The organism is Streptomyces sp. NPDC057694 (genome assembly GCF_042799415.1).
Lineage (GTDB): Bacteria > Actinomycetota > Actinomycetes > Streptomycetales > Streptomycetaceae > Streptomyces.
Map to the genome: position 1 here is coordinate 243,292 of NZ_JBHVIX010000011.1, position 19,662 is coordinate 262,953.

Consider the following 19,662-nt stretch of genomic DNA (forward strand, 5'->3'; position numbering starts at 1 on the left):
TGCGAGGCGCCCGCCGATGGCGCCGGTGCGGGCCGCACGTCCTGGGAGCCGAGCGCCCGGACCGGTGTCGACACCGGTCCGGGCGGACCACGCGTCCCACGGTCGCGCCGAGATCGGCGAGGACCAGCGCCGCGTGGGGCCCTGGTCCTGTGCCGGCGAGTTCGACGACGTTCGATCCGGAGAGCGGTCTCCGTCACGTGCCCATGTTCACAAGGGAGCTGTCGGCAGCGAATCGTCGTGGCGGCGCTCGGTCAGCGAGGGGCCATGCGCAGGGCGCCGTCCATGCGGATCGTCTCCCCGTTGAGATAGTCGTGCTCGGCGACGACACCGACAAGCCGCGCAAACTCCGCGGGGTCTGCCAGCCGGTGCGGGAAGGTGACCGACTCGGCGAGGCTCGCACGGATCTCGTCGCTGAAGCCGGCCATCATCGGCGTATCCACGATGCCGGGCGCGATAGTGACCACGCGAATGCCGTACTGGGCCAGGTCACGGGCGGCAGCGATGGTCATGCCTGCCACACCGGCCTTGGACGCGGCATAAGCGATCTGCCCGACCTGGCCTTCGAACGCGGCGATGGACGCGGTGTTGACCACCACGCCACGCTGCCCGTGGGCGTCCGGCTCGGTCCGGGCGATCTCCTCGGCGGCGAGGCGCATCACGTTGAAGCTGCCCAGGAGATTCACCTTGAGCACGGTGTCGAACAGGCCGAGATCATGTGGTCCCGAGCGGGACAGGATGCGCGCCGCAGGGGCGATGCCGGCGCAGTTCACCGCCATCCGCAATGGCTGGAGGCCCGCCGCGGCCGTGGCGACCGCCGCGCGCACGGATTCCTCGTCGGTGACGTCGGCGGGGATCAGCGTGACCCCGTCGGGAGACGGCTCGGCAGAATCGATCGCCTTCTTCAGGTCGAGGCCGTAGACGGTGGCCCCGCGGGCGGCGAGGTGAGCTGCGGTGGCTGCGCCGAGCCCCGATGCGGCGCCGGTGACCAGAACAGCCGTTGCGTTGAGATCCATCATCCTTCTCCGGTGTTGGGCGGGTTCCGCGGAGTTCAGCGGGCGAAGCTGCGGCCGATGACGAGGCGCTGGATCTGGTTCGTTCCCTCGAAGACCTGCATGATCTTTGCCTCGCGCATGTAGCGCTCGACCGCGAAATCGCGGGTGTACCCATAGCCGCCGAGCACCTGGACGGCGTCGGTGGTGACCTTCATGGCGGCGTCGGTCGCGATGAGTTTGGCGACGCTCGCCTGACGGGTGTACGGGCGACCGAGGTCGCGGCGTCGGGCAGCGTCCAGGTAGGTGGCGCGGGCGGAGTCGACGGCGGCTGCCATGTCGGCGATGAGGAAGCCGAGCCCCTGGTGATCGATGATCTTCCTGCCGAAGGTGGTGCGCTCATTGGCGTACTCGACTGCCACGTCCAGTGCGGCCTGGGCCAGCCCGGTCGCGCAGGCGGCGATGCCGAGCCTGCCCGAGTCGAGCGCGCTGAAGGCGATCTCCAGGCCCTGGCCCTCCTTGCCGATCAGGCGGTCCTGCTCGATCAGCGCACCGTCCCAATGGGCCGTGGTGGTGGGAATGGCGTGCAGTCCCATCTTCTCCTCGGGCTTTCCGAACGACAGGCCGTCGGTCCGGCCAGGAGCCAGCAGGCAGGAGATACCGTGGCTGCCCTCACTGGTGCGAGCGAACAACGCGTAGAAGTCGGCTCGGCCGCCGTGGGTGATCCACGCCTTGGTGCCGGTGATTCGGTAGGCGTCACCTTCCGGGCGCGCGCGACACGTCAGAGCCGCGGCATCGGAGCCCGCCTGGGGTTCGGAGAGGCTGTAGCCGCCCACCGCCTCGCCGGCGAGCATGCCGGGCAGCCACCGCTGCCGCTGTTCGTCGGTGCCGAAGGTGGCCAGGGGGTAGCAGGCGAGGCTGTGGACGCTCGTCGCGACTGCGACGGCTGCCCAGCGAGCCGCCAGTTCCTCGAGTACCTGCAGGTAGACCTCGTAGGGCTGTCCGCCTCCACCGAACTCCTCAGGGTAGGGAAGCCCGAGCAGGCCGGCCTGACCCAAGGTGGCGAACAAGCCTTCCGGATAGGTCTCCTCGCGCTCGTGACGGTCGACGAGGGGCGCGAGTTCCTTGTCGGCGAGCTGGCGCGTCAGAGCGATCAGGTCCTCGGCCTCTTGGGTGGGAAGGAGTCGATCGGTGATCACAGGTGTCTCCTCGGCGGTACCAGTAACGGTACTGAAGTGTCCCTGAGAGTACCAATAGCGGTCCTGATCGTCCATGAGAGGATCGACAGGTGACTGCCACCACCCCTGTCCGCCGCGGAGCAGCCCGGCGCGCCGAGCTGGAGAACGGAGTCGTGCAGCTGCTCCTGTCCGATGGCTTCGCGCATCTGACCTTGGACGACATCGCGGCTCATCTGCGGTGCTCCAAGCGGACGCTCTACACGATGGCGGGCAGCAAGGAGCAGCTGGTCAGCGCGGCGGTGGTGCGCTTCTTTCGTGCCGCGACCGAGCGGGTCGAACAGGCAGCGGCGGCGGAAGGTCTGTCGCCGGCCGCCCGGATCACCGCCTACCTCGACACTGTCGCGGCGGAACTCGCCGCCGCGTCGCCGCGCTTCCTCGATGACGTGGCGTCGTTCGCCCCCGCTGCCGAGGTGTACGAGCGCAATACAGCCGCCGCCGCACGACGGATCGGTGAGCTGATCGAGCTGGGGGTGGCGCACGGCGCGTTCCGCGATGCGCACGCCGGATTCGTCGCCGACCTGGTCGCAGCCGAGATGGTCCGCATCCAGCGACGAGAAGTCAGGTCGAAGACCGGCTTGTCGGACGGTGAGGCCTACGCCGAACTGGCTGCGCTGGTCACTGCCGGGTTGAGCCGTTCCGCGTGACGGGCGGCGTTCCCGCGTCGAGCAGTTGATGGTCAGCGCCCTGCTGGTGACCCCAGATGAGCGTCTGGTGCCGACCCTCGGCATGGTCGGGATGGTTGCTTTGACCTTCCACGGGACGGGGATGGGCCAGTGGCCCGGCCTCAGTCGAGAGGCTGTTCGTGGCGGTCTGATATAGCTGTGGCGGCAGACGAACACAGGCCGCACGAGCACCGACCCGTCAGGAACCCCCCATGCTTGTCCTCTTCCTGTTTCTCGTTCTTCTCGCTGTCATCGGCGGTTGTCTGTGCGTGTGGTGGGCTTCGCGGGACGGTGCTCCCTCCTGGGTGCGCGTCTTGGCCCTGGCGACGTTGATGGCCGGCGAAGTGGTGCGCATCGGCGGAGCGCGCGAGCGGCGTCGTTCTATTGCGGATCCCGCCGTAGGGACCGACGGGGACTCCTGAACCGAACCGGACGGTGCGGCCGGCAAGCATCACGGGGTGTTGCCGGCCGGGCTTCACGCCGTAGGAGACAGTGCACGGCGGTGCCTCGGCGCTTCGCGAGTCGCTCCAGCGCATCGTCCTGCGTCGGGTATCCGCCTCTTCGCGTTGGCGACCCGTTCCGTCGCGATAGCGGACAGAGTACGGGTGGGGGCAATGGTCGCTGTCGAGCACCCCGCTGCGACGTGCGCGTCGGGACTGATCGGCACGCCGGACGGGTCTCAGGATTCCCTCCGCTGTGTGGCCGGCGCCGCGAACGTCACCCCGGTGAGCTCCTCGGAGACGGTCCACAGGCGCTGCTGGACGGCCTGGTCGTGGGAGTCGGGGCTGGAGGCGACCGGCTTCGGGTAGCCGCGGAGCTCCCTTCGGTTGCCGGGGCCGTAGTACTGACCGCCGGTGACGGCCGGATCGGTGGCGGCGCGCAGGGTGGGCAGGGCGCCCATCTCGGCTTTCTGGGTGAGCAGCGGCGCGAGCCAGGTGAGGGGCACGCGAAGTGCGGCGGGGGTGTTGCGGGCGAGTTCGGTGTTGGACAGGCCGGGGTGGGCGGCCACCGCGACCGTGGTGCCGTGCGGTGCGAGCCGGCGCTGCAGTTCGTACGTGAACATCAGGTTGGCGAGTTTGGCCTGGCCGTAGGCGCCGGAGCGGCTGTACGAGCGCTCCCACTGCAGGTCGTCGAAGTGGATGGCGGCCCGGATGCGGTGACCGGTGCTGCTGACCGTCACGACGCGGGAGCCGGGGACGGGCAGGAGCCGGTCGAGCAGCAGGCCCGTCAGGGCGAAGTGGCCGAGGTGATTGGTGCCGAACTGCAGCTCGAAGCCGTCGGCGGTGGTCTGCCGCGGGGTGTACATCACGCCCGCGTTGTTGATCAGAAGGTCGATGCGCGGGTGGGCCGCGCGCAGGTCGGCCGCCGCGGACCGGACCGAGTCCAGGGAGGCCAGGTCGAGGGCCTGGACGCTGACGTCGCCGGTGATGCGGGCGGCGGCCTGCGCGCCCTTCTCGACGTCACGGACCGCCAGGACCACCTTCGCGCCGTGCGCGGCGAGCATCCGCGCGGTCTCGAAGCCCAGCCCCGTGTTGGCTCCGGTCACGATCGCCACCCGGCCGTGCTGATCGGGGATGTGCTGCTCAGTCCAGTCGCCACTCATGACGTACTCCTAAAGAACCGTCGGTCTCTTATGGGGGTAAACGTAAAAGACCGCCGGTCTCCTGTCAAGGGACCGGCGGTCTTTAAGCTAGGCTGAGGCCGTGACATTTCAGCGGGCGCGAAGCGAGGAGCAGCGGGAGATCCGCCGCCGGGCGATCCTGGACACGGCGGCGGCGATGCTCGACGAGATGCCCGTGGCCGACGTGAGCCTCAACGAGCTCAGCCGGCGGGTGGGCCTGGCCAAGTCGAACGTCCTGAGGTACTTCGAGTCGCGCGAGGCCGTGCTGCTCGAACTGCTGGACGTCTTCCTGGAGGACTGGCTCGCCGAGCTGGCGGACGACCTGGCCGCAGGCATCGAGGCGCATGCGGCACCGGACGTGCGGGCGGCCCAACTGGCCGAGATCCTCAGCCGATCGCTGGCGGACCGGGTGGTGCTGTGCGACCTCTTCGGCGCGCAAGGGGGCGTCCTCGAGCACAACGTCTCGGTCGAGGTCGTCAAGCGGCACAAGCGTTCTTCGCTCACGCGGCTCGCGGACATGGTCGAGCTCGTACGCCGCCACGTGCCCGAACTCGGCGACGGCACGCAGATGTTCTGCCTGATGAGCCTCGTCTCGGCGGGCGCCCTGTCGGCGTACGTCCCGCCGCCGCCCAGTCTCCTTGCCGCCTACGCGGAGGAGCCCGCCCTCGGCGTGCTCCACCTGGAACTGCGTGACGCGCTGCGGGTCTCCTTCACCTCGACGCTCCTGGGCGTGCTGCCGCGCGCCTGAACGGCTGCGGCACGATCGCGTCCTGTCGGTCGAGGGGATCCCTTATTCGACTGTGCGCGCCAGGATTCCGAGCGTGGCTCGCAGGCCGGCCTCCGGGATGACGGGGAAGATGCCCGCCTCCCGGTACTTGTCCTCGATCTGGCTCCAGTCGTAATAGGACGTGACGAGCGTGCCTGCCTCATTGGGTTCGAGGCGGTAGCCGTAGAGGTGACGGATGGGCGGCTGGACGGTGCCGGAGATCGTCCATTCCAGGAGCGCGTCGCGTTCGTAGCGCGTGATGATCACGGTCACGTCGTACCGGCCCATGGGGAAGTCGCCGAGCGCCTCCCGGTCCATGTGGACGATGAACTCGTCCCCCGCCTCGCTGACAGGTTCGCCTTCTGCGGATTGCAGCATCCCCGAACTGTCGATGCCGACGTGCCCCTGAGGGGACCGCAGTACGTCGAAGATCGTCGAGGGGGACGCGGCAATCTGCCGGGTCACATCAAATCGCTCTGCCGTCATGGTGCGAACGCTACTTCTTCACCACGAAGGGCGACGACTCCCCGGAGCGAGCGGCGCTGTGGCTGCTCGCCGGCTGGGTCCGTGATGTGGTGAGCGAAGCTCCATGAGGCAGGAAGCCCGATCACCCGGTTCACCGGCGGAGCAGACAGGCGGACACCGCGCTCAGAGGTCGGTCGGTCGGGCCGGACCGGTGCCCGCGTACCGGTGTTCGGGGCGGCCTGCGTCGCCGTAGCGCAAGGACAGCTGGAGTGAGCCGCTGTCCTGGAGGTGGCGCAGGTAGCGCTGCGCCGTCGACCGGCTGATGCCCGCCCGGGAGGCAACTTCCTGAGCCGACAGCGGAGTCTGAGCCTGCGCGATGACGTGACAGATGAGATCCACGGTGGGCCCCGACCAGCCTTTGGACGGAGGCGTCGGCGCGGCCGACGGTGTCCGTACCGCCCCGAAGATGCGGTCGATCTGCTGCTGCCCCGCGTTCGTGCCTCCACTGGCGGCTTGCAGAGTGCGCCGCAGTTCGGCGTAGCTGTCGAGGCGGGTGCGCAGGCCGTCGAACGTGAACGGTTTGACGAGATAGTGCAGCACGCCGTAGCGCAGCGCGGCCTCGACGACGTCGACGTCCTGAGCGGCGGTGACCATGATGACGTCGCTGCGCACGCCGCGCTGCCGCAGCCCGCGTACGACGTCGAGGCCGGTCCGATCGGGCAGATAGTGGTCGAGCAGCAACAGATCCACGTGCCGGTTCTCCAGGATCTGCAGGGCGTGCAGAGCGGTGTGGGCCGTGCCCACGACGCGGAAACCGGCCACCTTCTGTACATAGGCGGCGTTGATCTCAGCGACGTGGAAGTCGTCGTCGACCACCAGGACGTCAATCACGAGGTTTCTCCTGCCAGAACCGGCTGTGCGGGGGACGAGGGACGTGCGACGAGGTCGGGGAAGGTGACGGTGAACACGGCGCCACCGCCGGCCCGGGCGGCGATGCGGGCGGCCCCGCCGTAGCGTTCGGCGAGGCTGCGGACCATGGCCAGACCGAGTCCGCGGCCACGGTGCGCCGGAGGCTCCTTGGTGCTCCAGCCTTCTTCGAAGATGGTGTCGCGCAGTTCCACGGGCACGCCGGGACCGTTGTCACTGACCCGGACCACGACGGTGTCGCTCTCCACGAACACCTCGACCTCCACGGCGGGATGCTGGGTCGGGGCGTCGGCGACGACGTCCAACGCGTTGTCGATCAGGTTGCCCAGCACGGTCACGACGTCCCGGGCGTCGATGAGCCCGCTGGGCAGATGGGTGCGATCGGACAGCCGCAGGGCCACACCCCGCTCGGCGGCGATCGCCGCCTTCCCGACCAGCAGCGCCGAGACCATGGGCATGCGGATCCGTTCACCGATCTCCTGGGCCGACGCGCGCCGGGCGTGGGTGAGTTCGGCGACGTAACCGCGGGCCCGCTCGACCATGTCCAGATCGAGGAAGCCGAGCACGGTGTGCAGACGGTTGGCGTGCCCGTGGTCCTGGGCGCGCAGCGCGTCGAGGAGCCCTTTGATGGAGTCGAGCTCACGGCCCAGCAGTTCGACCTCGGTGCGGTCCCGCAGGGTGACCACCGAACCGCCGTCGGGAGTCGGCATCCGGTTGGCGATCAGTACGCGGTTCTCGCGCACGGTCAGCAGATCGCGGCCGGTGACCTGCCCGGTGATGACATCGCGGGAACGGCCGGGCGGGAGGAGCTCCTTGAGGTCGCGGCCCTCCGCCTCTTCCTTGAGCGAGAGCAGCCGTGCGGCCTCGTCGTTCACCAGCCGCACCCGTTCGTGCTCGTCGAGCGCGATGACTCCCTCGCGCACGGCGTGCAGCATGGCTTCCCGCTCCGACAGCAGCGCCGAGATGTCGGCGAGCGACACGCCGTGGGTGCGTTTGCGCAGGGTACGGGCCACCAGGAACGCGGCGCCGGCGCCCACCGCGAGCGCCGCTCCCGCGTAGCGCAGGAGTCCGGGGAGGGCGGCCAGCAGGCGCTCCTGCACGCCGGAGTAGGCGATGCCCACCGAGACCGCGCCGATCACGTCCCCGGCGGCGTCGCGCAGCGGGACCTTCGCCCGCGCCGACGTACCGAGGGTGCCGCGGTCGATCTCCAGGATGACGTGCCCGTGCAGGGGAGTGGAGGGATCGGTCGACACCCGGTGGCCCACTTGCCGTACGTCCGTGTGGGACCAGCGGATCCCGTGCGGATCCATGACGACGACGTACAGCGCGCCGGTGGCCGCACGCGTCCGCTCCGCCTGCCTCTGCACCGGCCCCCTCGGATCCGGCCCTGTCGTCAACAGCCCCGCGACGATGTCCGGATCGGCGGCCGTGGTCTGCGCGATGGCCAGGGCCTGGTGCTCGGCCTGGTCGTCCAGTTGCGTGCGCAGCGGCTGCAGGAACAGCCCCGTGAGGAGCAGCAGCACTCCGGTGGTGATCAGCAGCTGGACGATCAGGACCTGGGCGAACACCTGTCGGGGCCAGCCGATGCGCAAGCGGGCCACGGTGACACCTGCTTTCGGGAACTCTTCCGGGCGATCAGACGTTTCGACCGGGGTGAACGCACCGTAACCGCAGGTGTTTCACCCAGGGAAGTGCCTGGACAGCAAGGAGCCCTCCTGCCGTCGGCACAATGAGCAGAATCCCGTTTACGGGAACAATCAGCGGTTGCGGGCCAAAACTTCCCAGGTCGCGCGGCTCTTCCTAACGTTCCGCGGCATGACAAGCCCATCGAGCCCGGCCATCGAACTGCGCGGTGTCCGCAAGGCTTTCCGTACGCCGTCCGGTGCCTCCCACACCGCTGTCCATGATCTCGACCTGACCGTCCAGCAGGGCGAGTTCGTCGCCGTCGTCGGCCCCACGGGCTGCGGCAAGTCCACGACGCTCACCCTCGTCAGCGGCCTCGAGGAGCCGACGGAGGGCGAGGTCCTGCTGTCCGGCACGCCGGTGCGCGGCATCGACAAGAAGATCGGCTTCGTCTTCCAGCAGGACGCCACCTTCCCGTGGCGCACCGTCCTGTCCAACGTCATGGCAGGCCCCCGCTTCCGCGGCGTCCCCAAGGCGGAGGCCAGGGACAGGGCCCGGGAGTGGCTGGCCCGCGTCGGCCTGACCGCCTTCGAGGACCGCTACCCCCACCAGCTCTCCGGGGGCCAGCGCAAGCGCGTCGCGCTCGCGTCCACCTTCGTCAACGACCCCTCGATCCTGCTCATGGACGAGCCGTTCTCCGCGCTCGACGTGCAGACCCGTGCCCTCATGTCCGACGAGCTGATGGAGCTGTGGGCCGGCACGGGGTCCTCCGTCGTGTTCGTCACCCACGACCTGGAGGAGTCGATCGCCCTCGCCGACAAGGTCGTCGTCATGACCGCGGGCCCGGCCACGGTCAAGGAGGTCTTCACGATCGACCTCCCGCGGCCCCGCCGCGTCGAGTCCGTCCGCCTGGAGCCCCGGTTCGTCGAGATCTACCGCGAGATCTGGTCGTCGCTCGGCGAAGAGGTCCGCATCACCCGCGAAAGGGGCGCCCAGAATGTCGCCTGACACCTCCGCCGGCCCCGCCACCGCCCCGGCCGCCGCCCCCGCCGCGCTCACCAAGTCCGCCCGGACCGAGGAACGCGCCCGCGCCGCGCGCAGGCGCCGCGGCCTGGTGCTGCTCGCCCGCGCCGCCGTCCTCGTGTTCGTCCTCGGCGTCTGGGAATGGTTCTCCCGCGCCGGGATCATCGACCCCTTCAACTTCTCGATGCCGACGAAGATCTGGGACCAGATCCAGCAGTGGGCCCTGCACGGCACACCGCAGGGCTCCCTGCTCGAACAGATCTGGTACACGCTCTACGAGGCCCTGCTCGGCTGGGTGATCGGCGTCATCGGCGGCGTCGTCCTGGGCATCGCGTTCGGCCGTGTCCGTTTCCTCGCCGATGTGATGGGGCCCTACATCAAGGTCCTCAACGCGCTGCCCCGGATCGTCCTCGCTCCGATCTTCCTCATCTGGTTCGGGCTCGGTCCGGCGTCGAAGGTGGCGTCCGCGGTCGTCCTCGTCTTCTTCCCCGTCTTCTTCAACGCGTTCCAGGGCGCCCGCGAAGTGGACCGCCACCTCATCGACAACGCCCGCATCCTCGGCGCCCGCGACCGCCAGGTCACCTTCCAGGTCGTCATCCCCGCCGCCACCTCGTGGATCTTCACCAGCCTCCACGTCAGTTTCGGCTTCGCCCTCATCGGCGCCATCGTCGGCGAGTACATCGGCGCGACCAAGGGCATCGGCCTGCTCGTCTCCGCCTCCCAGGGCACCTTCAACTCCGCGGGCGTCTACGCGGCCATGGTCATCCTCGCCGTCGTCGCCCTGCTCGCCGAGGGCCTCCTGACCTTCCTGGAGAAGAAGCTCTTCCGCTGGAAGCCCCCCGCCGACGAAGCCCGCTGACCCTCCTCCACCGCCTCACGCCCCGCCTCTAGGAGCCGCACATGTCCCGTCGCATCGCCACCAAGCTCACCACCGTCAGCGTCGCACTGGCCGCGCTCGCCGCCCTCAGCGGCTGCGCCGACGAGGTGTCCTCCAACGCCTCGGACGGCGGCGGTTCGGGCGGCAAGGGACCGAAGGTCAAGATCATGGTGGGTGGCATCGACAAGGTCATCTACCTGCCCGCGATGCTGTCGCAGCGCCTGGGCTACTTCAAGGACGAGGGCGTCAACGTCGAGCTGCTGAGCGAGCCCGCCGGCATCGACGCCACCACCTCGCTCGTCGCGGGGAACGTCCAGGGCGTCGTCGGCTTCTACGACCACACCCTGGACCTGCAGACCAAGGGCAAGCAGGTGGAGTCCGTGGTGCAGCTCGCCCAGACCCCCGGCGAGGTCGAGATCGTCTCGAACAAGGCCGCCGACAGCCTGAAGTCGCCCAAGGACTTCTCCGGCAAGAAGCTCGGCGTGACCGGCCTCGGCTCCTCCACCGACTTCCTCACGAAGTATCTCGGGGTCCACGACGGCGTCTCCGTCGACAAGTTCACCAATGTCGCCGTCGGGGCGGGACAGACCTTCATCTCCGCGCTGCAGAAGGGCTCCATCGACGGCGGCATGACCACCGACCCGACCGTCGCCCAGATCCTCGACAAGAAGATCGGCAAGGTCCTGGTCGACATGCGCACCCCCGAGGGCTCCCAGCAGGCCCTCGGCGGTCTCTACCCGTCGTCCAGCCTGTACATGAACACGGACTGGGTGGACTCCCACGAGGACACCGTCCAGAAGCTGGCCAACGCGTTCGTCCGCACGCTCAAGTGGATGGCCACGCACAGCGCCAAGGAGATCGCCGCGAAGATGCCCAGCGACTACGCGCAGGGCGGCGAGGGGCTCTACGCCAAGGCGATCGACAGCACGCTGCCGATGTTCACCAAGGACGGCAAGATGCCGGCCGACGGTCCCGCGACGGTGCAGCGGGTGCTGAAGTCCTTCAACCCGAACCTGAAGAACGCCACGATCGACCTGAAGAAGACCTACACGAGCCGGTTCACCGACCAGGCCCGCTGACGCAGGCAGGTGGCGTCCCGGCCGACGCGGCCGGGTACCGCCACGAGCCCGCCGGATCCACTGGTCAGCGCCGCCGTCGCCGCCGCAGCATGCACCCGCCGCCGACGACGATGAACGCCGCGAGGCCTCCGGTGACACCCCAGGCGAGGTGGTGCCCCGAGGTGGCTGACGACGCGTACGCGGCATCGAGGTCCACGGTCACCGCGGCCGTGTGGTCGGAGGTGTCGGGGTCCTTGGGCGGCTCGTCGTCCTTGCGCGTCGTGAGCCGGACCACGCCGTCACCGGAGGCAGCGCCGAACTTCAGGGTGAACGCGAGGGTCTGCTCGGTGCCGGGTTCGTGCACGCGCAACGGGCAGGTGTAGACGTCCTCCCGGTGCTTGCACAGCGGCTGGAAGTCGTCGTCGTCGATCTCCTCCATCGGTTCCTTCAGCACCTCGGCTCCGCGCGGCACCGTGAAGACCAGGTCGTACGCTCCGCCCTGCCCCGGGTCGCCCGGCCCGTCGGTGCGGGCCCCGACCCGCACCACCTGCTCTCCGCCCGGGGCCGCCCGCACGTGGGCGCCGATCGCCGCGTAGTCGGCGGGGTTGTCCGTGTGCACCTGGGTCCACGCCTCGCGCTCGTCGCTCCACTGCCCGCTGCCGCCCGGACGCACCTGCGCGCGCAACGGCGGGCCGTCACCGGAATCGCCGCCCTCGGGCACGATCACGCTGTCGTACGAGCCGAGGTCCAGCGGCCACGCGGACTGCCGCAGCGAACCGAGGTCCAGTGCCTCGGACGTCCGTATCCGCAGACCCGGGCCGAACACCACCGTCCGACCGGGGCGCAACCGCAGGTCCGGGAAGGTGCAGTAGGCGGTGCGCGGTGAGTCGTCGCCGCCGGTGTAACGGCAGTTGGCGAAACGCTGCGGGAGGGCCAGCTCGCCGTCGGCCGCGAACATCAGGGCCACGCCCTCGGCCGTCGTCTCGCCCGTGTTGCGGACGGCGAGGTCGAGTCCGGTCTCGGCGCCGGGCCGCACACCGGTGATGGTCTCGGGACGCCGGACCTCGAGGATCGGACCGCCGACCACCACCGTGGTCGTCGCGGTGGAGACGTGGCCGTCGGGAGCCTGGTAGCGCAGGCGGAGTTCGCCCCGGTCACCGGCCTTGCTGCCGGGCGCCGCGTACGGCAGCGCCCCCGCCCAGTCGCCCCAACTGTTGTAACTCGAACCGACTTTGCACACCACGGTCGCTCCGCCGCCGCTGGTGGTGCAGCCGTTGCCGAACTTCTTCAGCCGCAGCGTCTCCCGCGCGCCGCTGACATCCATCGTGAGGCGCCCCGTCTTCTCGCCCGCTCCCTGATTGTCGCCGCGCGCGTACTGGATGTGGATGCGCTTGTCCCGTTCGGGACGCTTGCGGCCGTCCGGCGGCTTCACGTGGTAGGTCTTCGGCGCCGTCAGCCCCGCATCAGAAGCGGGTTCGGCGGACGCCGTCACTGCCGCGGGCAGCAGCGCGGCGAGCACGACGAGTACCGACGCGACGGCACGACGCCGCCCGCTCAGGAGAACCCGGCGGTCCGTGGGCTGTACAGGCATGCGTGCCAGTCGAACACAGGCCTCCTCAGCGGCCAAGATTCTGCTGTCACGACTCGGGAACAGTCGAACGAGGAACTGGCCGGGCGGGCCCGTCCTACGCGGTCGGCTCGGTGCTCAGGGCGGCGCGGCGCCGGGCGTCCTCGTCCGTGTGGGCGTCGTAGGTGAGGAGCTTGGGCAGCGCGGCGGCGAGCAGGCCGACCGAGACGACGCACGCCAGGCCACCGGTCCAGACGGCCGGGCGGACGCCGGACCAGCCGGCCATGGCGCCCGCGCGGACCTGCCCGAGCTGGGGACCGACGCTGTAGGAGAGGACCTCGATGCCGGCGAGCCTGCCGCGCAGCTCGTCGGGGACGGTCTGGTTCCAGATGGTCGAGCGGCCGAGCCCGCTGAGCATGTCACCGGCCCCGGCGAGGCCGAGACAGATCAGGACCAGCCAGATGTTCGACGTCCAGCCGGCGGCCGCGATGGCCAGGCCCCAGCCGCCCGCGCCGAGCACCACCAGCAGGCCGTGACGGCGAGTGCGCGACACCCAGCCGCTGGTGAGACTGACGACCAGGGAACCGATCGACCCGGCGGCGTACATGAGGCCCAAGGACCAGTTCGCGTTCAACTCGTCCGCGAGGAAAGGGAAGATGGTGTTCGGGAAGGCGAAGAACATCGCCGCCATGTCCACCGCGTAGGTGCCCAGCAGAACCGGCTTCGACCAGGCATAGCGTGCCCCCTCGGCGATGCCCCGGAGCGACGGCCGGGCGGCGTTCTCGCGGGGAGGCGATGCCGAGAGCCGACGGCACATGAGCACCGAGACGACGAAGCAGACCACGGTCGTGCCGTAGGCCGTCGTGCTGCCCGCGTAGGCCACGACCAGGCCGGCCAGCGCGGGCCCGGCGATGGCGCCGACCTGCCAGCGCAGCGCGTTCAGGGCGGCGGCCGCGGCGAGTTGGCCGTGCGGGACGATCCGGGCCAGCAGCGAATCCATCGCGGGCCGCTGGAGGCCCGCCAGCGCCGCGACGCCTGCCGCCACCACGTACAGCGGCCACAGCAGCGGTTCCGGCAGCAGCGTGTTGACCAGCAGCACACCCGCCAGCAGACCGAGCCCCACCTCGGTCAGCACGATGACCTTGGCCCGGTCCACCGCGTCCGCGAGCGCCCCGCCGTACAGCCCGAACACCACCAGAGGCACCAGCTCGACGGCGCCCATCGCACCCACCGCGAGAGGTGAATCCGTCATGTCCTTGATCTGGAGCGGCAGGGCGATCAGCGCCATGAAACTGCCGAACGTCGTGATCAGGCCCTGCCCCCACAGGAGGCGGAAGTCCCTGCTGGAACGCCAGGGACTGAGGTCGGGCAGCACAGCAGCGAGCTTCGATATCGCGATCAACGGTGCCGATTCCATACGTCTAGGGACCCGAACGAGCATGCCGATCGGGTCGTGTCGTGCCTGATGGACAGCGTGTTAGGCATGCCTAACTTAGCTTATCCGGATCGCCCGCCGAGACGGTCGCGGTGGCATCGTGACGCGGCCTCGACGTGACGAGGGAGAACGTTCGGTCTTGACAACGTCGCGCGGCATTGCCAGGCTGATGGAACAGAACGTTCGTTCTTCCTGCGTTTCCTCGGGCGTCCGGACAGTCATCCGGACGCGGAACCTCCCCTGCCTGCGAAAGGGATCACCGTGAGCACCACTGCTGCTCCGACCGGCCTCACCACCACGGCCTCGACCGTGGCCACAGCGCTGCGTCGCCTGTACTTCGTCCGGTTCGCGTTCGCCGTCGTCTGGGCCCTCGTGATGTTCACGATGTCGGCACGGATCAGTCCGGCCGGGGCCGTGCTGCTCGTGCTGTATCCGCTGTTCGACGTGGGGGCGGCCGTCGTCGACGCCCGGTCGTCACGCGCCACCGGATCGCCGGGACTGCTCTACGTGAACATGGCGGTCAGTCTGCTCGCGGCCGTGGGCGTGGCCATCGCCTGCGCGTCCGGCGTTCCGGCGGTGCTGCGCGTGTGGGGAGCCTGGGCGTTCGTGTCCGGACTCGTCCAACTGGTCGTCGCGCTCTCGCGCCGCACGATGGGCGGTCAGTGGCCGATGATCCTCAGCGGCGCCATCTCCGCGCTGGCCGGGGCCTCGTTCGTCGCGTCGGCCGGCGCCGACGAACCCACGCTCACCAGCGCGATCGGCTACGCCGTTCCGGGCGGTGTCTTCTTCCTCGTATCGGCCCTGCGTCTGGGGCGCGCCTCCCGCAAGAGCTGACCGTCGGAGCCGGGCCGTCGGCGATGTCACCGCCGACGGCCCGGCTTTCAGGCGCCGCGGGCCCGGAGGATTCCCTCGATGCCCTCGAGGAAGGTCTCGGAGACCAGCTTCGGATCGGAGAGGCAGCCGGAGGCCATCGCGCCGTCGCGGAGCATGACGAGGTGCCGGCCTGCGGCGTCGGCGGGTGTGTCGCCGGTCCGGCCCAGCAGACCCGTGACGGTGTCCTGGAACCACTGACGGTGGGCCAGGACGGCCCGGTGGACCGGATGGTCGGGGTCGGGGTACTCCGCCGCCGCGTTGAGGAAGGCGCAGCCGCGGAAGCCGGGGGACTGGATGCCCGCGGTGATGGTCCGGCAGACGGCGCGGATCTTGTCGGCCGCCGATTCCTCGGCCGCCTGGGCGGCTTCGGCCTGCGCCCGCAGTTCCCGGTCGGCCCGGTCGAGGTAGGACAGGACGAGGTCTTCCTTGCCCGTGAAGTGCCGGTACAGCGTGGCGCGGGTGACCTGCGCCTCCGCGATGATCCGGTCGACGCCGACGGAGTGGATCCCCTCCGCGTAGAAGATCCTGGTCGCCGTGTCGAGCAGCCGCGACCGGGCTTCCGACGGACCTCTTCCTTTTGCGCTCTGGCTCATGCGTCCAGGTTAGCGAAGTGCGAGGGAGAACGGTCTGTCCAGCCGAGCCGTCGACCGGCCCGGCCGTCGAGCGGGCGGGACCGGCCCCGCCGCGTCCGCGCCCGGTGGCGGCGCGAGAAGGCGCCGGAGTGCGTGCGGCGGGGCCGGTGCCGGCCTCTCGGACCGGGACCTTCAGAGCGGTGGTTCGGCCCGCTGCGACGGAATCCTCAGTGCTCTGCTCCGGGGTGAGGGGAGCGGATCGGGTTGCCTGCGGGGCTGCGACGGTCTCTTCTCGACCCACCTGGCGGCGAAGACGCGAGCCCACCAGTTGTCCTGTGGATCGCGGAACGTCATATCGATCGCCCTCCTGCTCGTCGAAGTCGGACTGGATCTCTGACTGACATTCAGCATTGCCCGCACAGCGCTTTCAACGCCCCATTCCCCTCTTCGGGAGTATGTGCGGGAACGAGCCGCTGACGCCGCGAGCCGCCATGAAGCCCCGTGCGCGTCAGTGACCCGCGGTCAGTTCCCCGCTGAGGCGGTCGTGGAGCCGGGCGCTGGGCGCGTTGAGGCCGACGATCTCGACCTGCTTGTCGCGCTGCGCGTACTTCGCCTCGATGGCGTCGAGCGCGGCGACGGACGAGGCGTCCCAGATGTGGGTCGCGGACAGATCGATCACGACCTTGTCCGGGTCGGTCGCGTACCGGAACCGGGTGACCAGGTCGTTGGAGGAGGCGAAGAACAGTTCGCCGGTGACCCGGTAGACGACCTGGCCGCCGTCGGGATCGACGACCGCGGTGACCTCGGCGAGATGGGCCACCCGCCGGGCGAAGACCGCCATCGCCGTGACGGAGCCGACGACGACGCCGATGGCGAGATTGGAGGTGGCGACCACGACCGCGACCGTGATCACCATGACCGCGATCTCACCCGCGGGCATCCGGCGGAGCGTCTTGGGGGCGATGGAGTGCCAGTCGAACGTCGCGAACGACACCATCACCATCACCGCGACGAGCGCGGCCATCGGGATGTCGGAGACGACCGGCCCGAAGACGATGCACAGCACCATCAGGAACGAGCCCGCCAGGAACGTGGACAGCCGGGTACGGGCCCCGGACACCTTTACGTTGATCATGGTCTGGCCGATCATCGCGCAGCCGCCCATGCCGCCGAAGAACCCGGTGACGATGTTGGCGATGCCCTGGCCGATGGACTCACGGGTCTTGTTGGAATGGGTGTCCGTGATGTCGTCGACCAGCTTCGCTGTCATCAGCGACTCCATCAGGCCCACGAGCGCCATGGCGAGCGCGTACGGCGCGATGGTCGTCAGGGTGTCCAGGGTGAACGGCACGTCGGGCAGCCCCGGCACCGGGAGCGCGGACGGCAGTTCGCCCTTGTCGCCCACGGTCGGCACCGCGATCCCGGCCGCCACCGTGACGACGGTCAGGATGACGATGGACACCAGCGGCGCCGGAACCACCCTGGTCACCCTGGGGAAGAACACCATCAGGGCCAGACCCGCGGCGATGAGGGGATAGACCGGCCACGGCACGTCGGTCATCTCGGGCACCTGGGCCATGAAGATCAGGACGGCGAGGGCGTTGACGAAACCGACCATCACCGAGCGCGGCACGAACCGCATCAGCTTCGCCACGCCGAGCGCGCCGAGGGCGACCTGGAAGACACCGGCCAGGATGACGCAGGCCACGAGATACCCGAGGCCGTGCTCCCGGTTGAGGGGCGCGGTGACCAGGGCGACGGCGCCGGTCGCCGCCGAGATCATCGCGCGCCGCCCGCCGACGACCGAGATCGTCACCGCCATGGTGAACGCGGCGAACAGCCCGATCTGCGGATCCACCCCGGCGATGATCGAGAAGGAGATCGCCTCGGGGATCAGGGCGAGCGCGACGACCAGACCGGCGAGCACCTCGGTGCGCCACACCTTGGGATCGCGGATCCAGTCGGGGCGCAGCCCGCGCAGTCGCGAGACGGGGGAGAGGGCGGGAGCGGACAAGGGCGGTACCTGTCGTGATCGGGCACGCCCGACGGGCGGGGAGTGCGGAGGGAGGCGGGCGGACCGGGGTCGGCAGCCGGCGACATTCGTGGCAGGAGCAGTCCGCCGGGGGCGACGACGTCACCTGCGGTCAGGGCCGAGGCGTCACGGCGGCCCCGACGGGACGGTGCGGGGCAGTGATCCCGCACCATAGGGGTGCCGGGCGACACGACCGTCCCCGACACCCGGGGAACTCTACCCTAACGTTACGGTAGAGATCGAAGCCGTCTCGGCATCCGACGGGGCGGCGCACAGGACGAGGAGAGCGGGCGCGTGAGCGGCGAGCACATGCAGATCGGCGAGGTCGCCGCACGGACCGAGCTGTCGCTGCGCACGATCCGGCACTACGAGGAGACCGGCCTCGTCATCCCCTCGGCCCGTTCCCAGGGCGGCTTCCGTCTCTACACCGAGGCCGATGTCGCCCGCCTCATGGTCATCCGCCGGATGAAACCGCTCGGCTTCACTCTCGACGAGATGCGCGACCTGCTCGCCGCGACCGACCGCCTCGACAGCGGCGACCGGCTGCCCGACGCCGAACACGAACAACTCCTCGACCGCGTACGGCACTTCGAGGAGGCCGCGCAGCGCCGGGTCGCCGATCTGCGTATCCAGCTCGCCCGCGCCGAGGAGTTCGCCGACACGCTGCGCGGGCGGCTCCCCGCCACATAGGCACGACCCGGCGGAGCCGTCAGCCGGACGCGAGCACGCAGCGGGTTCCGCTGTAGATCGTCGGCATGCACTTGTTGCAGTGGATGCACAGCGAACGGGTGCCGGGCTCCCGCTCCATGCGGTGGACCAGGTCCGGTTCGCGCAGCAGTGCCCGGGCCATCGCCACGAACGCGAAGCCCTCCGCCAGGGCGCGCTCCGCGGTCTCGCGCCGGGTGATGCCGCCCAGCAGGATCAGCGGAAGGCCGAGCGCGGCCCTGAACTGGCGGGCGCTGTCGAGGAGATACGCCTCCTCGTAGGGATAGGCGCGCAGGAACCGGCCGCCGACTGTGCGCACCCCGAGCCGTACCACCGGATTGCGCATCGCCGCCGCGAACTCCCTGAGCGGAGCGTCGCCGCGGAACAGATACATCGGGTTCAACAGCGAGCTGCCCGCCGTGAGTTCGAGGGCGTCCACGCTCCCGTCGGCCTCCAGCAGGCGGGCCACCTGGACGCTTTCGTCCAGCCACAGCCCGCCGGGGACGCCGTCGTCCATGTTCAGCTTGGCGAGGACGGCGACACGGTCACCGACGGCGTCGCGCACGGCCCGGGCCGTCTCGCGCGCGACCCGGGCGCGGCCCGCGAGGTCGCCGCCGTACGCGTCGTCGCGGTGATTGAGCCGGGGGCTGAGGAAGGCGCTGGCGAAGTAGTTGTGGCCCAGATGGATCTCGACCGCGTCGAAACCCGCCTCGACGGCGAGCCGGGCCGCCTGCGCGTGCGCGCGGGTGATCCGGGCGATGTCGGCGCGGCTCGCCGCTCTGATCCGGGTCAGGCTCTGCGCCCCGACACGTGCGGACGGGCCGAGGGCGGGCAGCCCGTTCGAGCGCGGGTCGGCCACCGGGCCCGCGTGCCCGATCTGCGCCGAGACCGCGGCGCCCTCGGCGTGCACGGCGTCCGTGAGACGGCGCAGACCGGGCAGCAGCTCGGGCCGCATCCAGAGCTGATGCCGCTCGGTACGCCCCTCGGGCGCGACCGCGCAGTACGCGACCGTGGTCATCGCCACCCCGCCGGCCGCGTGCCGGCGGTGGAAAGCGATCAGCTCATCGGAGACCCGCGAACCCCGCGTCATCCCCTCGAACGTGGCGGCCTTGACGAACCGGTTGCGCAGCGTCAGCGGCCCGAGCCGGGCCGGGCCGAACAGGGCGGGCTGTGTCATGACGGTCTCCCGGGCGAAGAGTGCGGGCGGACGGTGCACGAACGGGCCTGAC

General features: G+C 70.0%; 18 protein-coding genes. 7 read left to right on the forward strand and 11 right to left on the reverse strand.

Annotated elements, in window-relative coordinates; genetic code table 11:
• Positions 1-251 precede the first annotated feature (251 nt).
• Positions 252-1,013: an SDR family NAD(P)-dependent oxidoreductase gene (locus ACFVDP_RS24315; RefSeq protein WP_383493279.1), complete on the reverse strand. Its 762-nt coding sequence runs from the start codon at positions 1,011-1,013 to the stop codon at positions 252-254.
• Positions 1,014-1,048: 35 nt separating this feature from the next.
• Positions 1,049-2,188 (reverse strand): acyl-CoA dehydrogenase family protein, encoded by a 1,140-nt coding sequence (locus ACFVDP_RS24320; RefSeq protein WP_383493282.1) that lies wholly within the window; start codon positions 2,186-2,188, stop codon positions 1,049-1,051.
• A gap of 89 nt (positions 2,189-2,277) precedes the next feature.
• On the opposite strand from ACFVDP_RS24320, the gene ACFVDP_RS24325 reads away from it, so the two are divergent.
• Positions 2,278-2,871, forward strand: coding sequence for a TetR/AcrR family transcriptional regulator (locus ACFVDP_RS24325; RefSeq protein ID WP_383493174.1), 594 nt, complete (start codon positions 2,278-2,280; stop codon positions 2,869-2,871).
• Positions 2,872-3,568: 697 nt separating this feature from the next.
• Here the strand turns inward: ACFVDP_RS24325 and ACFVDP_RS24330 are convergent.
• Positions 3,569-4,492 carry an SDR family NAD(P)-dependent oxidoreductase gene (locus tag ACFVDP_RS24330; protein WP_383493177.1) on the reverse strand — a complete coding sequence of 308 codons (924 nt, stop codon included), beginning with the start codon at positions 4,490-4,492 and terminating at the stop codon, positions 3,569-3,571.
• Positions 4,493-4,592: 100 nt separating this feature from the next.
• Here ACFVDP_RS24330 and ACFVDP_RS24335 point away from each other — a divergent pair, with 100 nt between their 5' ends.
• Positions 4,593-5,258, forward strand: a complete 666-nt coding sequence (locus ACFVDP_RS24335; protein ID WP_383493179.1) for a TetR/AcrR family transcriptional regulator — start codon at positions 4,593-4,595, stop codon at positions 5,256-5,258.
• Between the two features lie 42 nt (positions 5,259-5,300).
• Here ACFVDP_RS24335 and ACFVDP_RS24340 read toward each other — a convergent pair whose 3' ends face one another.
• The 3 genes from ACFVDP_RS24340 to ACFVDP_RS24350 all read right to left on the reverse strand — a co-directional run bounded on the left by ACFVDP_RS24340 (position 5,301) and on the right by ACFVDP_RS24350 (position 8,269).
• Complete coding sequence (locus tag ACFVDP_RS24340) at positions 5,301-5,762, reverse strand: SRPBCC family protein (protein ID WP_383493182.1); 462 nt, start codon at positions 5,760-5,762, stop codon at positions 5,301-5,303.
• Between the two features lie 162 nt (positions 5,763-5,924).
• Positions 5,925-6,632 (reverse strand): response regulator, encoded by a 708-nt coding sequence (locus ACFVDP_RS24345; RefSeq protein WP_383493185.1) that lies wholly within the window; start codon positions 6,630-6,632, stop codon positions 5,925-5,927.
• Entirely contained in the window at positions 6,629-8,269 is a 1,641-nt protein-coding gene (locus tag ACFVDP_RS24350) for an ATP-binding protein (RefSeq protein ID WP_383493188.1), read from the reverse strand. Before ACFVDP_RS24350 ends, ACFVDP_RS24345 begins: the two co-directional genes overlap by 4 nt.
• 214 nt (positions 8,270-8,483) lie before the next feature.
• Here ACFVDP_RS24350 and ACFVDP_RS24355 point away from each other — a divergent pair, with 214 nt between their 5' ends.
• The 3 genes from ACFVDP_RS24355 to ACFVDP_RS24365 are packed head-to-tail and all read left to right on the forward strand — an operon-like array spanning position 8,484 to position 11,270.
• Positions 8,484-9,299, forward strand: a complete 816-nt coding sequence (locus ACFVDP_RS24355; RefSeq protein ID WP_383493190.1) for an ABC transporter ATP-binding protein — start codon at positions 8,484-8,486, stop codon at positions 9,297-9,299.
• A complete protein-coding gene (locus ACFVDP_RS24360; protein WP_383493193.1) occupies positions 9,289-10,173 on the forward strand; it encodes an ABC transporter permease in 885 nt (294 codons plus the stop codon). Before ACFVDP_RS24355 ends, ACFVDP_RS24360 begins: the two co-directional genes overlap by 11 nt.
• Positions 10,174-10,214: 41 nt before the next feature.
• The gene (locus ACFVDP_RS24365; RefSeq protein ID WP_383493196.1) at positions 10,215-11,270 is read left to right on the forward strand and encodes an ABC transporter substrate-binding protein; all 1,056 of its coding nucleotides are present in this window, start codon (positions 10,215-10,217) and stop codon (positions 11,268-11,270) included.
• A 64-nt stretch (positions 11,271-11,334) separates the two neighbouring features.
• Here the strand turns inward: ACFVDP_RS24365 and ACFVDP_RS24370 are convergent, their stop codons facing one another.
• Positions 11,335-12,840 carry a hypothetical protein gene (locus tag ACFVDP_RS24370; protein WP_383493199.1) on the reverse strand — a complete coding sequence of 502 codons (1,506 nt, stop codon included), beginning with the start codon at positions 12,838-12,840 and terminating at the stop codon, positions 11,335-11,337.
• 94 nt (positions 12,841-12,934) lie between these two features.
• Positions 12,935-14,218, reverse strand: a complete 1,284-nt coding sequence (locus ACFVDP_RS24375; RefSeq protein WP_383493201.1) for an MFS transporter — start codon at positions 14,216-14,218, stop codon at positions 12,935-12,937.
• A gap of 294 nt (positions 14,219-14,512) precedes the next feature.
• Here ACFVDP_RS24375 and ACFVDP_RS24380 point away from each other — a divergent pair, with 294 nt between their 5' ends.
• The gene (locus ACFVDP_RS24380) at positions 14,513-15,085 is read left to right on the forward strand and encodes a hypothetical protein (protein ID WP_383493204.1); all 573 of its coding nucleotides are present in this window, start codon (positions 14,513-14,515) and stop codon (positions 15,083-15,085) included.
• A gap of 47 nt (positions 15,086-15,132) precedes the next feature.
• Here ACFVDP_RS24380 and ACFVDP_RS24385 read toward each other — a convergent pair whose 3' ends face one another.
• Together ACFVDP_RS24385 and ACFVDP_RS24390 are read right to left on the reverse strand one after the other, a co-directional pair.
• Positions 15,133-15,717 carry a TetR/AcrR family transcriptional regulator gene (locus tag ACFVDP_RS24385; protein ID WP_383493207.1) on the reverse strand — a complete coding sequence of 195 codons (585 nt, stop codon included), beginning with the start codon at positions 15,715-15,717 and terminating at the stop codon, positions 15,133-15,135.
• Positions 15,718-16,204: 487 nt separating this feature from the next.
• Positions 16,205-17,710 carry a SulP family inorganic anion transporter gene (locus ACFVDP_RS24390; protein ID WP_383493209.1) on the reverse strand — a complete coding sequence of 502 codons (1,506 nt, stop codon included), beginning with the start codon at positions 17,708-17,710 and terminating at the stop codon, positions 16,205-16,207.
• A 312-nt stretch (positions 17,711-18,022) separates the two neighbouring features.
• Between ACFVDP_RS24390 and ACFVDP_RS24395 the strand changes: the two genes are divergently transcribed.
• The gene (locus ACFVDP_RS24395; RefSeq protein WP_383493212.1) at positions 18,023-18,418 is read left to right on the forward strand and encodes a MerR family transcriptional regulator; all 396 of its coding nucleotides are present in this window, start codon (positions 18,023-18,025) and stop codon (positions 18,416-18,418) included.
• Between the two features lie 19 nt (positions 18,419-18,437).
• On the opposite strand, the gene ACFVDP_RS24400 is transcribed toward ACFVDP_RS24395, so the two are convergent.
• Complete coding sequence (locus ACFVDP_RS24400; RefSeq protein WP_383493214.1) at positions 18,438-19,610, reverse strand: NADH:flavin oxidoreductase; 1,173 nt, start codon at positions 19,608-19,610, stop codon at positions 18,438-18,440.
• Positions 19,611-19,662: the final 52 nt, after the last annotated feature.